Genomic DNA, 19,903 nt, shown 5'->3' on the forward strand with positions numbered 1-19,903 from the left:
TACCCGGCTCCTCGTCGCCTGTGACTGCCGACACACGAGTCGCGGCGTGATCGTCTCGTAACATTGCCGCATGCCTTCGACCGAGCCGTACTCCGAGCCGCCCACCGCGCCGCCCGCGAACGTGCTGCCGAAGGTCGGATCCGTCAAGGTCGCCGACGGCGAGCGGCTCCGGTCCGTCCACCTGCCCGGCATGACGCTGACGGTGCGTTCGAGGCGACCGCTCCGCGACGGCCTGCCACCCGCCCTGTACGTCCATGGCCTCGGCGGCTCCTCCCAGAACTGGTCGGCGCTGATGCCGCTGCTGGACGGTGTCGTCGAGAGCGAGGCGCTCGACCTGCCCGGCTTCGGCGACTCCCCGCCGCCGGACGACGGCGACTACTCGATCACCGGCCACGCCCGCGCGGTCGTCCGGCACATCGACGCGTCCGGGCGCGGCCCGGTGCACCTCTTCGGCAACTCGCTCGGCGGCGCTGTCGCCACGAAGGTCGCCGCGGCCCGGCCCGACCTGGTGCGGACACTGACCCTGATCTCGCCCGCGCTGCCCGAGATCCGCGTGCAGCGCAGCGCCGTGCCCACGGGGCTGCTGGCCCTGCCGGGGGTGGTGACGCTCTTCTCGCGCCTCACCCGGGAGTGGACCGCGGAGCAGCGGGTCCGCGGGGTGACGGCGCTCTGCTACGGGGATCCGGGGCAGGTGTCGCCGGAGGGCTTCCGCAACGCCGTCGAGGAGATGGAGCGGCGGCTGCGGCTGCCGTACTTCTGGGACGCGATGGCGCGTTCCGCCCGCGGGATCGTGAACGCGTACACGGTGGGTGGCCAGTACGGTCTGTGGCGACAGGCCGAACGGGTTCTCGCACCGACCCTCCTGGTCTACGGTGGACGCGACCAACTCGTGGGCTACCGCATGGCCCGGCGGGCCGTCCGCGCCTTCCGTGACTCCCGGCTGCTGACCCTGCCGGACGCGGGTCACGTGGCGATGATGGAATACCCGGAGACCGTGGCCACGGCCTTCCGCGAACTCCTCGCGGACACCGAGCGGCCGACGGTCGGCGAGCGGACCGACGGGATCGTGGACGACGAACCCGCCAACCAGAGCACAGGAGGCTGAGGCGCGACGTGGGACGCCACAGCCGCCGTGGACCCGCCCCGAAGGCCGACGCCGCGGACACCGCCAAGGCACGGGGCGGACCCCGCGGTCCCCAGAGTGGGCCCCAGGGACACCCGGGTCCGGGGCGAGGCATCGATCCACGGTTCCCGGACGGTACGCCCGCCCACGGCTATCCGACGCTTCCTGGCGGCGGCGGACCGGCGCGCGGATTCCCGGGCGCGCAGGGTGCCCCGGGGGGTACGCCCGCGTACGGGGGCCCGCGGTTCGCCGAGGGCACTCCGGCGCACGGGGTGCCCGGGTTCCCCGACGGCACGCCCGCCCACGGGATGCCACGCTTTCCCGACGGCACGCCCGCGCACGGCGTCCCGAGGTTCTCCGACGGCACTCCCGCGCAGGGGGTGCCGCGGGTTCGGGGCGGTCACCCCGAGCAGCGTGAAGCGGGCGGCGGCTGGGGCGAGTTGAACGGCGGGGCAGCGGCTCCCGACCGGTTCGCCCGGCCGGGTCCGTCCCTCCCACGGCAGCGGCAGGCGCCTCAGGGCGGGCCGCGCCAGGACTACCTGGACGCCTTCACCGAGGACGACGACGTCTTCGCCGCCCGCCCTCCGCGCCGTACGCCCGCCCCCGCGCCGTCCGCCGACCCGTACGCCTCCGTCACCGACTGGAGCGCGGACGGCGGGGGCCGCCCCGGCGCCGACGCGGGACCGGGCGTGGACGACGGCGGCGACGACGCCCCGCCCACGGGCGAGCCCGCGCCGGCCAAGGGCGGCAAGGGCAGGGCCTTCACCGGCATCGCGGCGGCCGCCGTCACCACCGTGCTCGCCGTGGTCGTGGCCGGGCAGGTCGCCGACGGGACGGACGGAGACGGCGGTACGCGGTCGCAGTCGGCCGCCGGCCAGGCCCGCGACGCCCGCGACCCGGCGTCCCGCGACGACGAACGGCCGACACCCTCCGCGCCCGAGGCCGCCGCACCCCTGACGTACGAGCAGAAGCTCGGCAAGAGGTACCCGCTCAGCCCCGAACTCAAGGCGTCGGGGAAGTTCGACGCGATCCCCGGCATCGCCAAGGCGCCCGGCAAGGGGCAGAAGTACACCTACCGCGTGGATGTCGAACAGGGGCTCGGCCTCGACGGTGACCTCTTCGCGGAGGCCGTGCAGAAGACCCTCAACGACGAGCGGAGCTGGGCCCACGACGGCGCCCGCACCTTCGAGCGCATCCACTCGGGACAGTCCGACTTCGTGATCACGCTGGCCAGCCCCGGCACCACCGCCGACTGGTGCGCCAAGTCCGGCCTGGACACGACCGAGGACAACGTCTCCTGCGACTCCGCCGCCACCGAACGCGTGATGATCAACGCCTACCGGTGGGCGCAGGGCGCGGAGCCCTACGGTGACGCGATACTCGCGTACCGCCAGATGCTGATCAACCACGAGGTCGGCCACCGCCTCGGCTTCAACCACGTCACCTGCGACAAGGACGGCGAACTCGCCCCGGTCATGCAGCAGCAGACCAAGTTCGTCGACCACGACGGGATCGACTGCCGCCCCAACGCCTGGGCCTACCCGAAGGGCTGACCGGGCTCGGCCCGAAGCATCACGCGTGGTGACCCCTTGATCTCTTAGCGCGACGGAACGCGCCCCGCACGGGAAAGTTACGACCGTTCACCCCTTTTGGTGGCGCGACGGACAACCGTCCATCGCGCCACCGCCTTGTCCGCATACGTTCGTCCCGCTGCGAGCCGCCGGGCCAACGGCGGCTCCCCAGACGGGAGATCGGGGGTGCGCGCGTGCGCATCGGACTGCTTACGGAGGGTGGCTATCCGTATGTGAGCGGTGAGGCCGGACTCTGGTGCGACCGGCTCGTGCGCGGGCTGGCCCGGCACGAGTTCGATGTCTACGCCCTCAGCCGCAGCGAGCACCAGGAGGCCGAGGGGTGGGTGCCGCTGCCGCCGCAGGTCGGCCGGGTGCGCACCGCCTCGCTGTGGGAGGCCGAGGACGACGGGATCGTGCTCGGACGGCGCGCGCGCCGGCGCTTCGCCGACTGCTACGGCGACTTCGCCACGGCCCTGTGCACGGCCGCCCCCGGAGCTCCGTCCGCGGTCTCCGAGGAGGCGTCGGCCCTAGAGGCGGACCGTTTCGCCAGAGCGCTGTACGGCCTCGCCGAACTCGCCCGCGACGAGGGCGGGCTGCCCGCCGCGCTCCGGTCGGACGACGCCGTGCGCGCCCTGGAACGCGCCTGTCGCGCTCCCGGCGCCCACCGCTCCGCACGCGAGGCGCGCGTCCCGGATCTGCTCGCCGTCGCCGCGCGCCTCGAACGCGCCCTGCGCCCCCTGTCGCTCGACTGGTACGAGGACGACGGTCTCGGCGCCGTGGACCTGTGCCACGCGGCCTCCGGCGGCCCGGCCGCCCTGCCCGGTCTGCTCGCCCGCCATTTCCACGACGTGCCGCTGCTGGTGACCGAGTACGGGGTCCGGCTGCGCTCGCACTACCTCACGGAACCCGACGCCCCGCCGTCGACACGGACCCTGCTGGCCGCGTTTCACGGGCGGCTGGCCGCCGAGACCTACCGGCGCGCGGCCGTGATCACACCCGGCAACACGCACGCCCGCCGCTGGCAGGAACGCTGCGGTGCCGACCGTGCCAAGCTCCGCACGGTCCACCCGGGCATGGACGCCGCGCCCTTCGCCGAGGCGGGGGAGTCGCCGGAGTGCGCCGATCCGCAGACCCTCGTCTGGGTCGGCCGCGTGGAGCCGGCGAAGGACCTGGTCTCGCTGCTGCACGCCTTCGCGGAGATCCGCAGGGCCGAGCCCGGGGCGCGCCTGCGGGTCGTCGGCACGCCGTCCGGGCCCGAGGGTGCGGCCTACCTCGCCCACTGCAAGGGCCTGGCCGCACAGCTCTTCCCCGACGAGGCCGACGGTCCGCACGCCGTCGGCCGCAACCCGGTCTCCTTCGAGGAGACCGGCGGACCGGAACTGCCGTCCCGCGCCGACGCGTACGCCTCCGCCGCCTTGGTGGTGCTCTCCAGCGTCGTCGAGGGGTTCCCGGCCGGGCTGGTCGAGGCGATGTTCTGCGGTCGCGCGACCGTGTCCACGGACGTTGGCGCGGTGGTGGAGGCGATCGGCGGCACCGGACTCGTCGTGCCCCCGCGCAATCCGCGGGCGCTCGCCGAGGCGTGCGTCGTCCTGCTGCGCGACCCCGAGCGCCGCGAGCGCCTCGGAGCCGCCGCGCGCGCCCGCGCACTGGAGCTGTTCACCGTCGAGCAGAACATCGCGGCATTTCACGGCATTTACCTGGAGATCCTCTCGCGCACACCGGTACGGCGCGTCCTCCTCGACGACATGGGCGCACCCCTGCCGTTCGGCGTACCGGCCGAGGCCCACGTCCCGGGCCGGTGGGCCGACCCGGCGGCCCGGATCGCCGTCCGCGGCGGCCCCGGCTGGGCGACGGACACACTCGTCGCGGCCACGACCCCCGTCTCCGCCGCGCCCGAGGGAGCGTCCCGATGAGCGGCCTCGGCGAACTGGACCGGCCCGAGACGCCCCGCAGCCCGGGGGCCTGGGACGAACGCTCACGCCGGTCCCTGACGGGCGTCGGTGGCGACGAGGGTGGGACGGACGAGAGCGGGAGCCGTGGCGCGGGCGCGACGGCGTCCTCGCGAGACCGGCAGTCGCCCACCCGCGCCCGCCGGTCCAACGCGGACCCCGTGAAGGCTCTGATGCACCGCCACCGCGAGCTGTGCGAACGCGCCGTGGACCCGCTGGAGATCGCGGCCGGCCTGGAGGCGCACGGCGTCACCGACCGGACCGCCGCACGCTTCCGGCACCGGGACGTCTTCTCCCTCGCGGAGGAGATGTACGCCCGCGTCCCCCGCGACGACGACCCGGCGCCGCGCGCCACGGACCCGCCGGTCCCGAGGGTCGGCGCCGCCTGGCTCGTGCTCGCCCTGCTGCCCGGCGTCCTGTGCGCCGCCGCCGTGGCCGGCCTGCGCCTCACCGACGGCCGGCCACGCCTGATCGCGGCCGCCGTCGGCGCGCTCACCGTGACGCTGGCGCTGCGCGCGGCACTGCGCCGAGGGCCGCTGAGCGCCGCCACCCGCACCACCGGTACCTGGACCTGCTGGCTGGTCGGCTACGCCCTCCTCGGCGACGGACTCCTGCGCACCGCCCTCGCCGGCGGTCCCGACGCGCTGCCGGACGGCACGGCCGACGGGGCGTGGCCGCTCACCGTCGCCCCCGTCGTGGCGCTCGCGCTGTCCTGCGCGCCCGCCGCGGTCAGCGCCCACCTCTTCGCCGTGCGCGCCCGGCGCAAACTGACGTCCAGCCGCGGCCTCGCCGACTTCTCCGCCTCCGTACGCCCCCTCCTGCTCGGCGCGTTCGCCCTGTACATGGGCGTTCTGACGGCCCTGCTCACGCTGACCGGCGCGGTCCTGGACGAGCCCGCAGCCCACCCCCAGGCCCTCGCCCTGGGCGCGCTGCTGCTGCTCGCCCGGCTGCTCACCGTGCACGGCCACGCCCACTCCGCCACGCTCGTCCTCACCGCCACGGCCGCCGCCGAGGGAGCCGCCCTGGCCACGCTCTTCGCCGGCCGCCTCCCCGGCTGCGACTTCCTGGCCGTCCCCGTGGAGGCCGTGGTGGCCGTCTGCGGCCCGGCCGGTGTGCCCACGGCGGCCTGCGGCATCGGCGCGCTGACCCTCCTGGTGCACGCGTCCCGTCGCCTGACCAGGGCGTCCGCCCACGCCCATGCCGCCGCAGCGACGGAGCGGCCGGGATGAGCGCGCTCCGGGCAGCCCTCCACACGTCCGCAAACACCCCCTGAAGGAGCCCCCAGATGACCACCTCCCGACCCGACGCCTCGGCACCGGGAGCCGCCCGATGAGAGTCCTGCTGATCGGAGCCAACGGCTACATCGGACGCTTCGTCGCCGACCGTCTCCTCGCCGACCCGGCCGTCCAGCTCACCGCTCTCGGCCGCGGCGACGACGCCGACGTCCGCTTCGACCTCGCCACCGGCAGCCCCGGCGCCCTCACCCGCTTCCTGGACGCGGTCCACCCCGGCGTCGTCGTCAACTGCGCGGGCGCCACCCGGGGCGGCGCCCGCGAACTCACCCGGCACAACACCGTCGCCGTCGCCACCGTCTGCGAGGCCCTGCGCCGCAGCGGGTGCGGCGCCCGGCTGGTGCAGGTCGGCTGCAGCGCGGAGTACGGGCCCAGCCAGCCCGGCTCCTCCACCGCCGAGGACGCCGTGCCCCGCCCCGGCGGCCCCTACGGCGTGAGCAAACTCGCGGCGACCGAGCTGGTCCTCGGCTCCGGCCTGGACGCCGTTGTCCTCCGCGTCTTCTCACCCGCGGGACCCGGCACCCCCGCCGGCTCCCCGCTGGGCCGCCTCGCCGAGGCCATGCGCCGCGCGATGCAGTCCGGCGACGGTGAGCTGCGGCTCGGCGGCCTCGGTGCCCAGCGCGACTTCATCGACGTCCGCGACGTGGCCCGCGCCGTGCACGCCGCCTCGCTCTCCGCCGCCCAGGGCGTCATCAACATCGGCTCCGGCCGCGCCGTCCGCCTGCGCGACGCCGCCGCCACCCTCGCCCGCGTGGCCGGCTACGGCGGCGCCCTGCACGAACTCGACGGTCCGCCCGGCGCGCTGCGGCCCACCATCGGCCATCCCCGCACCGAATCCCCCGGGCACCGCGTCGACGCCCTGGGCCACCACCGCGCCGACGCCCTCGGCCACCACCGTCCGGAACCCCTCGGGCACCGCGGTGACCGCGCCGACACCGAGCACGCCGCGCCGGTCGCCTACCCCTACCCGGACGGCTGCGGCAGCTGGCAGCAGGCCGATGTGCGCACCGCGCGCGACCGGCTCGGCTGGCGGCCCCGGATCGGTCTCGAAGAGTCCCTCGCGGACATCTGGATGGAGGCGGCGTGTCGTATCTGACCAGCACGAGGACGGGCACCGCGAGCACCGGCATACGCACCGGCCTCGGCGTCCCCGGGCTGGCTCACCCCCTCGTCGCTCCCGACGAGTGGGCCGGCCTCACCTGCCCCGGTACACCTCTGCACTGGGTCGTCCTCAACATCGCCGACGGCCCTGGGGCCCACCCCGACCCGCGCTGCCTGGAGGCCGCCGGGCGCCTGCGCAACGCGGGCGTCCGCGTCCTCGGCCACATCGACGCGGCGTACGGGGCACGAAGCCTCGGCGATCAGATCTCCGAGGCTCACCGGTATCTCGACTGGTACCAGGTCGACGGCTTCCTCCTCGACCGCTGCCCGTCCGAACGGGCCGCCCTCCCCGAGATCCGCCGCACCGTCGGCACCCTCCGCGTGATCCGTGACGACGCTCACATCGTCCTCGGCCACGGCACCCACCCCTACCCCGGCTACGCCGAGAACGCCGACCAGCTCGTCACCTTCTCCGGCACCTGGGCCGACTACCGCTGGTCGCAGGCGTCCGAGTGGAGCGCCGACTATCCGCCCGAGCGCTTCTGCCACTTCGTCCACGGCGTGCCGCGCGGGCACCTGGAGGCGGCGCTGCGCATCGCCCGCTGGCAGGGTGCCGCGACGATCTACTTCACCGATCGCACGGATCTGGGCGGCCGGGTGGACCCCTGGGAGACGATGCCCGGCTACTGGGACGAAATCGTCTCGCGGGTCGGGACGGGTGTCTCGGAATGAAAAAGGCCATGGCAGTGTTACTGGCAGAGCAACCGTAATCACTGACCGACCAACGGAGTCCCCGTGTCGCTGCCACCCCTGGTCGAGCCGGCCGCCGAGCTCACCGTAGACGAGGTCCGCAGGTACTCCCGCCACCTGATCATCCCCGACGTGGGGATGGACGGGCAGAAGCGGCTGAAGAACGCCAAGGTGCTCGCCGTGGGCGCGGGCGGCCTCGGTTCGCCGACCCTGATGTACCTGGCGGCAGCCGGTGTCGGCACGCTCGGCATCGTCGAGTTCGACGAGGTCGACGAGTCCAACCTGCAGCGGCAGGTCATCCACAGCCAGGCCGACATCGGCCGCTCGAAGGCCGAGTCCGCCCGAGACACCATCAAGGGCATCAACCCGTACGTGGACGTGATCCTTCACGAGGAGCGGCTCGAGGCCGACAACGTGATGGACATCTTCCGCGAGTACGACCTGATCGTCGACGGTACGGACAACTTCGCGACCCGCTACCTGGTCAACGACGCCTGTGTGCTGTTGAACAAGCCCTACGTCTGGGGCTCGATCTACCGCTTCGACGGCCAGGCGTCCGTCTTCTGGTCCGAGCACGGTCCGTGCTACCGCTGCCTCTACCCGGAGCCCCCGCCCCCCGGCATGGTCCCCTCCTGCGCCGAGGGCGGCGTCCTGGGCGTGCTGTGCGCGTCCATCGGCTCCATCCAGACCAACGAGGCCATCAAGCTCCTCGCCGGCATCGGCGAGCCGCTGGTCGGCCGTCTGATGATCTACGACGCCCTGGAGATGCAGTACCGCCAGGTCAAGGTCCGCAAGGACCCCGACTGCGCGGTCTGCGGCGAGAACCCGACCGTCACCGAACTCATCGACTACGAGGCCTTCTGCGGCGTCGTGTCCGAGGAGGCCCAGGCGGCGGCCGCCGACTCCACCATCACTCCCAAGCAGCTCAAGGAGTGGATGGACGACGGTGAGAACATCGAGCTGATCGACGTCCGCGAGCCGAACGAGTTCGAGATCGTCTCCATCCCGGGCGCCAGGCTGATCCCGAAGAACGAGTTCCTCATGGGCTCCGCCCTGGAGAGCCTGCCGCAGGACAAGAAGATCGTCTTGAATTGCAAGACGGGTGTCCGCAGTGCGGAAGTCCTGGCGGTCCTGAAGTCCGCCGGCTTCTCGGACGCCGTGCACGTCGGCGGCGGAGTGATCGGCTGGGTCAACCAGATCGAGCCGGCCAAGCCGGTCTACTGACCGAAGCCGGTCCACCGGCCGAGGCTCGTCCCGCGGACGGCGGGGGTTTCGCGCACCACGGGTGCCCGAAGCCCCCGCCGTCCTCATGAGCAGACCTTGCCGTCCTCGGGCACCGTCCCCTTCAGCAGGTAGGCGTCGACCGCGGAGTCGACACAGTCGCTCCCGCTCCCGTACGCCCCGTGCCCCTCGCCCTTCCAGGTGAGCATCACGCCGACGTCCTTGCCCAGCTCGTCCGCCATCCTGCGGGCACCCTCGTAGGGCGTGGCCGGGTCGCCGGTGTTGCCGACCACCAGGACCGGGGCCGCGCCGGCCGCGCTCACCTCCGGGGTCTCGTGCTGTCCGGGTACGGGCCAGTCGTGACACCAGCCGGCCGTGTCCCAGCCCAGGAAGGCTCCGAAGACCGGCGAGACCTTCTCGAACCTCGGCAGCAGCGCCTTCGTCTCCTCCACGGTCGGCCGCTGCTTGTCGTCCAGGCACGATATGACCCGTTGGGAGTGGGTCGTCGTGCCGTAGCGCCCCGAGTCGTCGCGTTCGTTGTAGCCGTCGGCGAGGGCGAGCAGTTCCGAGCCGTCGCCCTCTTCGGCCGCCGCCAGCGCGCTGGTCAGGGCCGGCCAACTGGTCTTGCTGTAGAGCGGCAGCACGATGCCGGTGAGCGCCAGCGTCTGCGTCAGCTTCCGTCCCGGCGACGACGTCGGCAGGGGCTCCGCGTCCAGCCGCTCCAGCAGGGCGGCGATCTTCCGCGATCCCTGCCGGGGTTCCTGCCCGGTCGACTTCAGGTAGTCGTCCAGCGCCCGCTGGAAGCCCCTGGCCTGGTTCTCGGCGTGGCCCATCGTGTCGGCGCCCGGGTCCACGACGGCGTCGAGGATCATGCGGCCCACCCGCTTCGGGAACAGGTGGGCGTACACCCCGCCCAGTTCGGTGCCGTACGAGATGCCGAAGTAGTGCATCTTCTCGTCGCCCAGTACATGGCGCATCAGGTCCATGTCGCGGGCCGTGTCCGTGGTCGAGACGTGCGCCATCAGCTTGCCGGCGGCCTTCTGGCAGCCCTTGCCGAAGTCGGCCGCGTCCTTCAGATACGCCTGTTCCTCGGTCGCGGTGTCCGGCGTGGAGTCCACCGTCTCGGCCGCGTCGATCGCCTCGTCGCCGCGGCAGCGGACACCCTCGCTGGCGGCCACCCCGCGGGGGTCCCAGCTCACCAGGTCGTACCGCTCGTGCAGCGAGGAGACGCTCTCGCCGTAGGACGGCATCATGGAGACGCCGGAGCCGCCCGGGCCGCCGAAGTTGAACAGCAGGGAGCCGACGCGCTCCCCGCCCTTGGCCTCGGCCCGGATCAGCGCGAGGCCGATGGTCTCGCCGTCCGGGTCGGACCAGTCCAGCGGCGCCTCGAGTGTGGCGCAACGCCAGTCGCCGCCCGGTGCGGGGGAGTCGGCGGTGCCTTCGCAGCGGCCCCATTCCAGCGACTGGGAGGCCAGTGCCTCGGGCACCCCGGACGGTGCCGCCGCCGAGGGCCCCGCGCTGCTCCCGCCCCCCTCGTCCCCGTCCTCCTCGGACGAGCCGCCGCTGCAGCCCGCCGTCAGCAGTGCGGCGGCGGCCGCCAGAGCCGTCCACCGTACGAGACGCGCCATGTCCTCTCCCCCCACGCAAGCCGTCCGCGCCGTGCGGCGGATGGCGGTCATGCCATGGTAGGCGGATCACGCAGCGCCCGCCGAAGCCTGTGGATAACGCTTTGACCAGGTGTTTTCCAGTCCTGGAGCGATGTCGCGGTCAGGGGCAGACGGTGCCGGCCGCGGGTACCTTCCCGTCCAGCAGGTAGCCGTCCACGGCGTTCCGTACGCACGTGTCCTTGCTGTCGTAGGCACCGTGGCCCTGGCCCTTGTAGGTCAGTTCCACACCGACGTCCTCGCCCAGCGCCTCCGCCATCCTCCCGGCTCCCTCGTACGGCGTCGCCGGGTCACCGGTGTTGCCGATCACCAGGATCGGCGGCGCACCCGGAGCGCTGACGTCCGGATGGTCGGCGGCGCCGGCCACCGCCCAGTCGGTGCAGCTGAGCATGGACCAGGCGAGGAAGTCGCCGAACAGCGGTGACGCCTTCCGGAATGCGGGCAGCTTGCTCTCCACGTAGGCGGTGTCGTACCGGGGCTTGTCGTCGGCGCAGTTGATCGCGACGTTGGCCGCGGTGATGTTGCTGTACTGGCCGTTCTCGTTGCGCCCGTTCAACGAGTCCGACAGCACCATGAGGACCCGGCCGTCACCGTCGTAGGCCTGCTCCAGGCCCTCGGTGAGGTACTCCCAGAAGTCCTTCGAGTACAGCGCCTGCGCGATGCCGCCGGTCGCCGCGGTCTCGGTCAGTTCGCGGGGGAAGATGCCGGGGATCGGTTTGCGGTCCAGGTCCTTCAGCAGCCGGGCGATACGGGACTTGACGTCGTCGGCGGTGTCCCCGACCGGGCAGTCCTCGACCTTGGACACGCAGTCCTCGGCGTAGTTGTCGAGCGCGAGCTGGAAGCCCTCGGCCTGTCCGAGCGAGCCCTGTTCGGGGGTCTCGGTGGGGTCGACGACCGCGTCGAAGACGGCCCGGCCCACCCGCTTCGGGAACAGGTGGGCGTAGACGCCGCCGAGTTCGGTGCCGTAGGAGATGCCGAAGTAGTAGAGCTTGTCGTCGCCGAGGACCTGGCGCATCAGGTCGATGTCGCGGGCCGCGTCGGTGGTGGGGACGTGCGGGAGGACCTTCTTCGAGTTCTTCTCGCAGGCCGCGTTGAACTTCTCGGTGTTGTCCACCAGCTCGGTGCGCTCGGCGGCGTCGTCGGGGGTGGCGTCCTGCTGGAAGTAGGTGTCCAGCTGCTTGTCGTCCAGGCACTCCACCGGGGCACTGCGGCCGACGCCGCGCGGGTCGAAGCTGACCAGGTCGTAGCGCGTGCGCAGTTTCGCGTAGTCCTGCCCGAAGGCGGGCAGTGTGGTCACGCCCGATCCGCCGGGGCCGCCGAAATTGAAGATCAGCGAGCCGATCCGCCGGTCGGCCGCACCGCTCGCCTCGGCCCGGATCAGCGCGAGGTCGATCGTGTCGCCCTCGGGGTCGTCGTAGTCGAGGGGCGCCTTCATGGTGGCGCACTGCCACGCGGCGCCGTCCGGCAGCGGGGAGGGGGCGGCGCCACCGCCCTCGGCCTCGGACGGTGCCGGGCACTCCTTCCAGCTGAGCTTCTGCTGCGAGAGGTTCTCGTCGTCCTCTGGCGAACCGCCGCCGCACCCTGCCAGCAGGGCGGACAGCGTGACGGCGGTGGTGGTCAGGGCGGCGGCGCGCAGCCGGGAGGGATTCGGCATGCGTCCATCGTGCGGTCGTGCCGGACGGTGCGCTCGGGGCAGGAGCCGTACGAGGGACGGGCGGGCGCCGCGTGGGCGGGTGCCGCGCGGTTCGACGCGCGGTTCGACGCCTGGGTCAGAGCGCCTCTTTCCGCGTCAGGTGGTTGAACATCAGCCAGCCCGGCAGGACCGGCAGCCAGAGAGTCAGCAGCCGGTAGAGCAGTACCGCGGGGGCGGCGACCTCCTTCGGGAGGCCGACGGCGATCAGGCCGACCGTCAGCGTCGCCTCGACCGCGCCCACACCGCCAGGCGTCGGCGCCGCGGACCCCAGGGCGTTGCCCGCGAGGAAGACGACCGCGACGCTCGCCAGGCTGATCGACGTGGAGTCGTCGCCGAAGGCCCGGATCGAGGCGTCCAGGCACATCACGAAGCAGGCGGTGAGCAGCAGCATGCCGCCGATGCCGGTGATCAGCTTCTGCGGCCGCTGCAGCACGTCCAGCATGCGCGGTACGACCCCGGCGAAGAGCGACCGCACGCGCGTGACGACGAATTTGCGCAGGAACGGCACCGAGGTCACCACGAGCACGAGCACCGCCACGGTCAGCAGACCCGCGATGACCGTCCGGGACGGGGACAGCGACGGCGTCTTCTCCGTGCCGGTCAGATAGCCGAAGGCCATCAGCATCAGGATGTGGCAGCCGAGCCCGAACAACTGGGAGGCACCGACACTCGCCACCGCGAGTCCCGGGCGCACGCCCGCGCGCTGGAGGAAGCGGGTGTTCAACGCCACGCCGCCGACCGCCGCCGGGGCGACGATCTTCACGAACGAGCCGGCGACCTGCGCGGCCACGGTCCGCAGGAACGGCACCCGCTCGGGCACGAAGCCCAGCAGGGCCATCGCCGCCGCGATGTAACTCGCCGCCGAGAACAGCACGGCCGCGGCCACCCAGCCCCACTGGGCGTTCGAGATCAGCGGACCGAACTCGATGTGGGTGAGCTGCGTCAGCAGGAAGTAGGCGCCGATCGCCCCGGCGATGAAGCTGATCAGCGTGCGCGGACGCACCCGCTCCAGCCGGGCGGGCTCGACCGGGGCCTGCGGCCTGATGCGCAGCACGGCATGCCGGATCAGGGTGAGCAGGTCCTCCTCGCGCGCCTCCTCCAGCGCCTCTTCCACGGCCCGCTTCTCGGCCCGCTGTTCCGCACGCGCGGCCTTCTTGTCAGTCTTGTCTGACTTATCTGGCTTCTCGGCCTTGCTGGTGTCTTCCGTCTTGGTGAGCTGGACGCTCTTCCCGGGTGTGTCGCCCGCGTCCTCCCCGGCGGCCGCCTCCGCACGGGCCAGCTTGGCCTGCCGGGACGACTCCAGGACCGCCTCGCGCTCGCGCTCGGCGCGTTCCCGCGCGAGTCTGCGCAGCGTCGCGCGTGTGGAGCGGCTGAGCGCGATGGGCTGGAGCATCGGCAGGCAGTCCGCCACGGCGTCGGGACCGAGCACGTCCACCGCCGAGGCGACCGCGCGCTCGGCGCCCACGCGCAGGCCGAGCGTCACCAGGAGCTGGGAGATGTCCATGCGCAGCAGCAGGTCTCCGGCGGCGATCTCGCCGATGCGCAGGTCGGTGAGGATCACCGCGCCGGAACGATCCACCAGGATCGCGTCGCCCACCAGCCTGCGGTGTGCGATACGCCGGGACTGCAACGCCTGGACCTGCTCCCACGTGCCGCGCAGCAGTTCGTCGGTGATCTCCTCGTCCGGCAGGGAGTCGAGGGTGCGTCCGCCGGTGTGCTCGTAGACGAGCATGACCGCGTCGGGACCCAGCTCGGACGTCGCGATCAGCTTGGGAGCGTTGGCGCCGGCGCCGATCGCCGCGTAGGCGAGCAGTGCCTCCTGCTCCAGGGCCTGCCGCAGGGAGGGGAGGCTGCTGCGGGTGGCGAAGCCGCGCAGCGTCAGATTGCGCCAGGCGCGGTAGAAGAAGCCCTGCGCCTGCTGCTCCCGGTCCACCACCGTCACGTCGAGCGGATGCCCGTCCTCCAGCGTGACGAAGTAGCGGCGGCCGCGGTCGCCGGTCTCCGAGGTGTCCGCGGGTGCTTCCTCGCGGGCGGCGGTCACCGGGCGGAAGCCGACGTGCCGCAGGCCCGCCATCAGCGTCCGGCCGGTGGGCCGGACGTTGGGGGAGCCGACCGCGTACAGCGTGCCGTAGGCCACGGTCCAGCCGATGAGGACGGTCAGGATGATCGAGAACGGGGTGGTGTAGCCGGTGACGAGCATCGAGAACGCGTCGAGGAGCAGCACGATCCACAGCACCGCGCGCCAGCGAGGTCTGCGGGACATGCCGACCGCGGTCATGTAGGCGATGACCGGGGCCAGATAGCCGTGCACGGGGTCGGTCAGCGCGTGGATGTCGCCCGGGGACGGCTGGGTGAGCGCCTCCTGGATGGATCCCGGGGCGGCCCTGGCGACCCACAGGTCCGTGGCCAGGGTCACCCCGTGGGCGAGGACCGCCGCCAGCACGCCGTCGGCGATCCGCAGCCCGTCCCGTTTGATCAGCCGTTCGATCGCGAAGGCGACCGGTACCAGGAGGATCGCGATGCTGGACGCCAGCCCCGCGATCTTGATGAGCAGGTCGGGAGCCTGCCCCGTCCCCTTGTTGATGTCCTGTTCGAGGCCGGAGGTGGTGCCGTGCGCGAAGGCGGCCACGGCGAGGAGTACGGCGACGGCGAGCAGACCCACCAGCAGCCGCATGAGGTCGGAGGGGCGGTGCACGCGCGCGGGGAGGAGCGGTTCGTCGCCCTCCACCTCGTCGATGTGCGCCACGTCGTCGGGATCGGCGGCCGTGGCCGACCTGCCCGCCGCCGCACGCCGGGCGGTCTTCCCGCCGCTGTCGTCCGCGGTGTCCGGGCGCGACGAAGCGTCAGAGGTGCCCTCGGCGTCCTCGGGGTGCACACCCTGCTGCTTCATCGCCTCTTCTTGCTCTCGTATCACTGGTCACCGCCCGCACGATGGTGGCATGCCGCGTCGGCCTCGGCAGGCATCAGGGTGCCCGTGCGGGCCGCACAGTCTGCCCGAAGCACCGCGTCCGGGCGAGGGAATCGCACCCTCGGGAGCGCGTCGCGTTGTCGCAGGAGTGCGGCAGGATGGGGCGGATGAGCGAGCACAGCCTTCCGGACGGCGCCCGCGCGGAGCACGTGGACGCGCTGCCCGAGTATGCCGAGCGGGTCCTCGACGTGACCGAACTGATCCCACCGGGCCGCGTCATGACGTACGGGGACGTCGCCGAGTACCTGGAGGAGGGGGGACCCCGTCAAGTCGGCCGCGTGATGTCCCTCTACGGGGGAGGCGTCCCCTGGTGGCGCGTCGTCCGCGCTGACGGGGCGCTGCTCGCCGGGCACGAACTGGAGGCCCTCGACCGCTACCGGGACGAGGGCACTCCCCTGAAGGAGGCGAGCAGGGCCGCGGAGGGCCATCTGCCGCGCCTCGACCTGAAGCGGGCGCGGTGGGACGGCGGCGGACGTGCGCAGGGTCACACCTGACAGCTTCCGCCATGAGACCGGACGGCGTGTGACCTGTGATCCGGATGAGGGAAACGGGACACAACGGACATGTCTGTGGCATGACGTACGTTCGTGGGGCGGGGGACACGCGCGTCGCGAGTGACCCGAGGGAGGAGAGGGAAGAAGAGGAAGCTCTGCTTCCACCTCGTCCGTCGGCGTAGCGTCGGCCGCACGCGTCCCCCTCATCCCGCGGTCACCGCCGTGCGCGCGACGCGGACGGCCCACCAGCACACCCACCAGGACCGGCGAACCACGTGAGCTCCTCTTCCTCCACCGGACCCCCGTCGCACCCCCAGGTGCGACGGGGGAGCCGCGGCGCTTACCGACTGGTGCGTACCCCTCCGGCGCGAAGGGACCCCCCTCGTCTGGACGCCGCACAGCGTGCCGTGGTTGACCACGCCGCCGGGCCGCGGCTCGTCCTCGCGGGTCCGGGCACCGGCAAGACCACCACACTCGTCGAGTCCGTGGCGGACCGGATCGCCAAGGGCGGCGACCCCGAGCGCATCCTGGTGCTGACCTTCAGCCGCAAGGCGGCCGTCGAACTGCGCGACCGCATGGCCCTCCGCATGGGCGCCGCCCGTGCGCCGCGGGCGACCACCTTTCACTCCTTCGGCTACGCCCTGGTCCGCGCCCACCAGGACAGCGACCTGTTCGTGGAGCCCCTGCGCCTGCTGTCCGGCCCGGAGCAGGACGTCACGGTGCGCGAGCTGCTCGCCGGGCAGGTCGACCTGGAGCGGCTCGGACTGGCCCACGTGCGCTGGCCCGACGAACTGCGCGCCTGCCTGACCACCCGCGGCTTCGCCGACGAGGTCCGCGCGGTGCTCGCCCGCAGCCGTGAACTCGGTCTCGGCCCGGAGGCGCTGGGAGACTTCGCCCGGCGCATCGGCCGCCCCGACTGGCGGGCCGCCGCCGTCTTCCTCGCCGAGTACCTCGACGTGCTCGACCTCCACGGCGTGCTCGACTACGCGGAACTCGTCCACCGCGCGGTGCTCCTCGCCCGCCGCCCCGAGGTCGCCGCACACCTCGCGGGTCAGTACGACGCGGTCTACGTCGACGAGTACCAGGACACCGACCCGGCCCAGGTACGGCTGCTGCACGCCCTGGCCGGCGGCGGGCGGACCCTCGTCGCCTTCGGCGACCCCGACCAGTCGATCTACGCCTTCCGGGGTGCGGACGTGAACGGCATCCTGGACTTCCCGGCCGCCTTCCCGCGCGCGGACGGCCGTCCGGCGCCGGTCGAGGTACTGCGGACCTCGCGGCGCTCCGGGGCGGGCCTGCTGGCCGGTACCCGCCTGCTGACCCAGCGGATGCCGCTGGCCCGCCTGCCCGCCGCCAAGGTACGAGCCCACCGCGAGCTGACCCCGGTGCGGGACGGGGGGCGCGTCGAGGTGTACACGTACCCGACCGCCGGTACCGAACTGGACAACGTCGCCGACATCCTGCGCCGGGCCCACTTGGAGGACGGCGTCCCCTGGGGCGACATGGCCGTCCTGGTACGCGCCGGCTCACGCACCATCCCCACGATGCGCCGGGCCCTCACCGCGGCCGGCGTCCCGCTGGACATCGACGGCGACGACCTTCCGCTGCGCCACGAGCCCGCGGTGGCACCCCTGCTGACGGCACTGCGGGCGGTGGCGGAGGCGGAGGCGGGTATCGGTGCGGGGGAGCCCGGGCACGAGGCCGGGGCCGGGGCGGACGGCGCCCGTGACGTGGGTTCGGGCGAGCCCGGGACCGGGAACGGCATCGCGGTGGACGCGGAGACCACGGCGGCCCTGGAAGCGGGGCCGGACGCGGACGCGAAGACTGCGGTGGACCCGGAGACCACGGCGGCCCTGGAAGCAGAACCGGACGCGGAAGCAGAGCCGGCCCCGGAGACAGGACCGGACGCCGGGGCAGCGGCCCCCTGCTGGCTCCCCACCGAGACCGCCCTCACCCTCCTCACCTCCCCCCTCGCCGCCATGGACGCGGCCGACCTGCGCCGCCTGGGCCGCGCCCTGCGTGACGAGGAGCGGGCCGCCGGCAACGCGCTGCCCGCGCCCTCGGACGAACTGCTCGCGCGTGCGCTGGCCGAGCCCGAGCGGCTGGCGGTCCACGACCCCGCCTACGCGCGCGGGGCCCAGCGCCTCGGCGCGTTGCTCCGCCGGGCCCGCGCACGCCTGGCGGACGGCGGCAGCGCCGAGGAGGCTCTGTGGGACCTCTGGGACGGCACCCCGTGGCCGGCCCGTCTGGAACGCTCCGCCCGGCGTGGCGGCGCCGCCGGGCGCAACGCCGACCGCGACCTCGACGCCGTGTGCGCGCTGTTCGCGACGGCCGCCCGCGCGGAGGAGCGCACCGGTGGCCGGGGCGCCCTGAACTTCCTGGAGGAGATCGACGCCGAGGACATCGCCGCCGACACCCTCACGCGGCGCACCGTACGCCCCGACGCCGTCCGCCTGATGACCGCGCACCGCTCGAAGGGGCTGGAGTGGCGGCTGGTCGTCGTCGCGGGCGTCCAGGAGGGCCTCTGGCCGGACCTGCGGCGCCGCGGCTCCCTGCTGGAGGCCGACCGGATCGGCCGCGACGGTCTCGCCGAACCACTGACCCCCGGAGCCCTGCTCGCGGAGGAACGGCGCCTGTTCTACGTGGCCGCCACGCGCGCGCGTGAACGCCTCGTCGTGACCGCGGTGAAGGCACCGGCCGACGACGGCGACCAGCCCTCCCGGTTCCTGACCGAACTCGGTGTCGAACCCATCGACGTTACGGGCCGCCCGCGCCGCCCCCTCGCCGTCGCGGCGCTCGTCGCCGAGCTGCGGGCCACCACCGTCGACCCCCGCGTCTCCGAACCTCTCAGGGAGGCCGCCGCCCGCCGCCTGGCCCGGCTGGCCGCCCTCGCCGACGAGGACGGCCGCCCACTGGTGCCGTCCGCCCATCCGTACCGCTGGTGGGGCATGTGGGACCCGACCGAGAGCAAGGTGCCGCTGCGCGACCGCGACCACCCCGTCACGCTCTCCGGCAGCGCTCTGGACCAGTTGGCCAATACGTGCGCCCTGCAGTGGTTCCTGGGCCGCGAGGTCAAGGCGGACGCCCCCGCGACGGCCGCCCAGGGCTTCGGCAACGTGGTGCACGTCCTGGCCGACGAGGTGGCCTCCGGGCGTACCCCGGCAGACCTCGCCGTCCTGATGGAACGCCTCGACTCCGTGTGGAACGCGCTCGCCTTCGACGCGCCGTGGAAGTCCGCGCAGGAGAAGGCCAACGCGCGCGTGGCGCTCGAACGCTTCCTGAAGTGGCACGTCATGGACCGCGCCGGGCGCACCCCGGTGGCCAGCGAGCACGACTTCGACGTGACCCTGGAGGCGGGCGAGTACGAGGTGCGCATCCGCGGCCAGATGGACCGCGTCGAGAGGGACGGCGACGGCCGCGCCTACGTCGTCGACTTCAAGACCGGCAAGCAGGCGCCCACCGCGGCCGAGGTGGCACACCACCCGCAGCTCGCCGTCTACCAGCTCGCGGTCCGCGAGGGCGCTGTCGACGAGGCCTTCGACGGCGTACGCCCCGAATCGGGCGGAGCCGAACTGGTCCAGCTCCGTCAGGGCGCGGCCGGGCGGGACGGCGGCGAGACCCTGCCCAAGGTGCAGGCACAGGAGTCGCCGGAGGGAGCGGCGGGCGAGTGGGTCGGCGACCTGCTGGCCACGGCCGCCGGCAAGGTCCTCGACGAACGCTTCACTCCTACCGCCGGCCAGCACTGCGCGCACTGCGCCTTCCGCGCGTCGTGCAGCGCGCGGCCCGAGGGACGGCACGTCGTGGAGTAGACGGGGCAGGTGCGACCGGCGGCGTGCCGAGCCCCGCCGCGACCGGTGTGACGAGCCGCACCACAGGTGTTGACCAGCGCTTCCGCCGGCTCCTCGGGCCGTCCGGCACCGGCTGATGCTCCTATTGCCTGTCAAGCGGCTTGGAGCCAGTGGCGGTAGGCATGGGCGAGGTCGTCGTCTCGGCGGATCCCGCGTTCGAGGGTGGAGATGGTGGCCGGCCAGAGTCCGAAGTGGTGGGCTGCGGCGGTCAGGGTGATGTTCTTGGACT

At 73.3% G+C, this 19,903-nt stretch carries 12 protein-coding genes; 9 read left to right on the plus strand and 3 right to left on the minus strand.

The genetic code is table 11. The annotated features are described in order from the left end of the window. Window positions 1-70: 70 nt before the first annotated feature. From ACFW01_RS36095 to moeZ, 7 genes are all read left to right on the plus strand, one after another. Window positions 71-1,105, plus strand: coding sequence for an alpha/beta fold hydrolase (locus ACFW01_RS36095; protein ID WP_234954841.1), 1,035 nt, complete (start codon window positions 71-73; stop codon window positions 1,103-1,105). Between the two features lie 8 nt (window positions 1,106-1,113). After that, a complete protein-coding gene (locus tag ACFW01_RS36100; RefSeq protein ID WP_384510775.1) occupies window positions 1,114-2,676 on the plus strand; it encodes a DUF3152 domain-containing protein in 1,563 nt (520 codons plus the stop codon). Between the two features lie 212 nt (window positions 2,677-2,888). After that, window positions 2,889-4,607 (plus strand): DUF3492 domain-containing protein, encoded by a 1,719-nt coding sequence (locus ACFW01_RS36105; RefSeq protein ID WP_384510778.1) that lies wholly within the window; start codon window positions 2,889-2,891, stop codon window positions 4,605-4,607. Beyond that, the gene (locus ACFW01_RS36110; RefSeq protein ID WP_384510781.1) at window positions 4,604-5,872 is read left to right on the plus strand and encodes a hypothetical protein; all 1,269 of its coding nucleotides are present in this window, start codon (window positions 4,604-4,606) and stop codon (window positions 5,870-5,872) included. The genes ACFW01_RS36105 and ACFW01_RS36110 overlap by 4 nt, the downstream gene beginning before the upstream one ends. A gap of 100 nt (window positions 5,873-5,972) precedes the next feature. Beyond that, the gene (locus ACFW01_RS36115; RefSeq protein ID WP_234954836.1) at window positions 5,973-7,031 is read left to right on the plus strand and encodes an NAD-dependent epimerase/dehydratase family protein; all 1,059 of its coding nucleotides are present in this window, start codon (window positions 5,973-5,975) and stop codon (window positions 7,029-7,031) included. Continuing rightward, the gene (locus ACFW01_RS36120) at window positions 7,019-7,768 is read left to right on the plus strand and encodes a spherulation-specific family 4 protein (RefSeq protein ID WP_234954834.1); all 750 of its coding nucleotides are present in this window, start codon (window positions 7,019-7,021) and stop codon (window positions 7,766-7,768) included. Before ACFW01_RS36115 ends, ACFW01_RS36120 begins: the two co-directional genes overlap by 13 nt. Window positions 7,769-7,831: 63 nt before the next feature. Beyond that, on the plus strand, window positions 7,832-9,010 hold the full coding sequence (moeZ, locus tag ACFW01_RS36125) for an adenylyltransferase/sulfurtransferase MoeZ (protein ID WP_161331531.1): 1,179 nt from the start codon (window positions 7,832-7,834) through the stop codon (window positions 9,008-9,010). Between the two features lie 83 nt (window positions 9,011-9,093). Here the strand turns inward: moeZ and ACFW01_RS36130 are convergent, their stop codons facing one another. The 3 genes from ACFW01_RS36130 to ACFW01_RS36140 form a co-directional block, all read right to left on the minus strand. After that, a complete protein-coding gene (locus ACFW01_RS36130) occupies window positions 9,094-10,635 on the minus strand; it encodes an alpha/beta hydrolase (protein WP_234954832.1) in 1,542 nt (513 codons plus the stop codon). 139 nt (window positions 10,636-10,774) lie between these two features. Next, window positions 10,775-12,325, minus strand: a complete 1,551-nt coding sequence (locus tag ACFW01_RS36135) for an alpha/beta hydrolase (protein ID WP_234954831.1) — start codon at window positions 12,323-12,325, stop codon at window positions 10,775-10,777. Between the two features lie 115 nt (window positions 12,326-12,440). Further along, on the minus strand, window positions 12,441-15,254 hold the full coding sequence (locus ACFW01_RS36140) for a lysylphosphatidylglycerol synthase transmembrane domain-containing protein (protein ID WP_234954830.1): 2,814 nt from the start codon (window positions 15,252-15,254) through the stop codon (window positions 12,441-12,443). Window positions 15,255-15,439: 185 nt separating this feature from the next. Between ACFW01_RS36140 and ACFW01_RS36145 the strand changes: the two genes are divergently transcribed. Further along, entirely contained in the window at window positions 15,440-15,826 is a 387-nt protein-coding gene (locus ACFW01_RS36145; protein WP_384510787.1) for an MGMT family protein, read from the plus strand. Window positions 15,827-16,101: 275 nt separating this feature from the next. Then, window positions 16,102-19,635, plus strand: a complete 3,534-nt coding sequence (locus ACFW01_RS36150; protein WP_234954828.1) for an ATP-dependent DNA helicase — start codon at window positions 16,102-16,104, stop codon at window positions 19,633-19,635. Window positions 19,636-19,903: the final 268 nt, after the last annotated feature.

Origin of the sequence: Streptomyces sp. NPDC058985 (assembly GCF_042740985.1) — a bacterium.
GTDB lineage: Bacteria > Actinomycetota > Actinomycetes > Streptomycetales > Streptomycetaceae > Streptomyces.

Bases quoted from the DNA above. Each gene is read 5' to 3' on its own strand.
- ACFW01_RS36095 (WP_234954841.1), top strand. From the start codon at position 71: ATGCCTTCGACCGAGCCGTACTCCGAGCCGCCCACCGCGCCGCCCGCG.
- ACFW01_RS36110 (WP_384510781.1), top strand. From the start codon at position 4,604: ATGAGCGGCCTCGGCGAACTGGACCGGCCCGAGACGCCCCGCAGCCCG.
- ACFW01_RS36115 (WP_234954836.1), top strand. From the start codon at position 5,973: ATGAGAGTCCTGCTGATCGGAGCCAACGGCTACATCGGACGCTTCGTC.
- ACFW01_RS36130 (WP_234954832.1), bottom strand. From the start codon at position 10,635: ATGGCGCGTCTCGTACGGTGGACGGCTCTGGCGGCCGCCGCCGCACTG.
- ACFW01_RS36135 (WP_234954831.1), bottom strand. From the start codon at position 12,325: ATGCCGAATCCCTCCCGGCTGCGCGCCGCCGCCCTGACCACCACCGCC.
- ACFW01_RS36140 (WP_234954830.1), bottom strand. From the start codon at position 15,254: ATGAAGCAGCAGGGTGTGCACCCCGAGGACGCCGAGGGCACCTCTGAC.
- ACFW01_RS36145 (WP_384510787.1), top strand. From the start codon at position 15,440: ATGAGCGAGCACAGCCTTCCGGACGGCGCCCGCGCGGAGCACGTGGAC.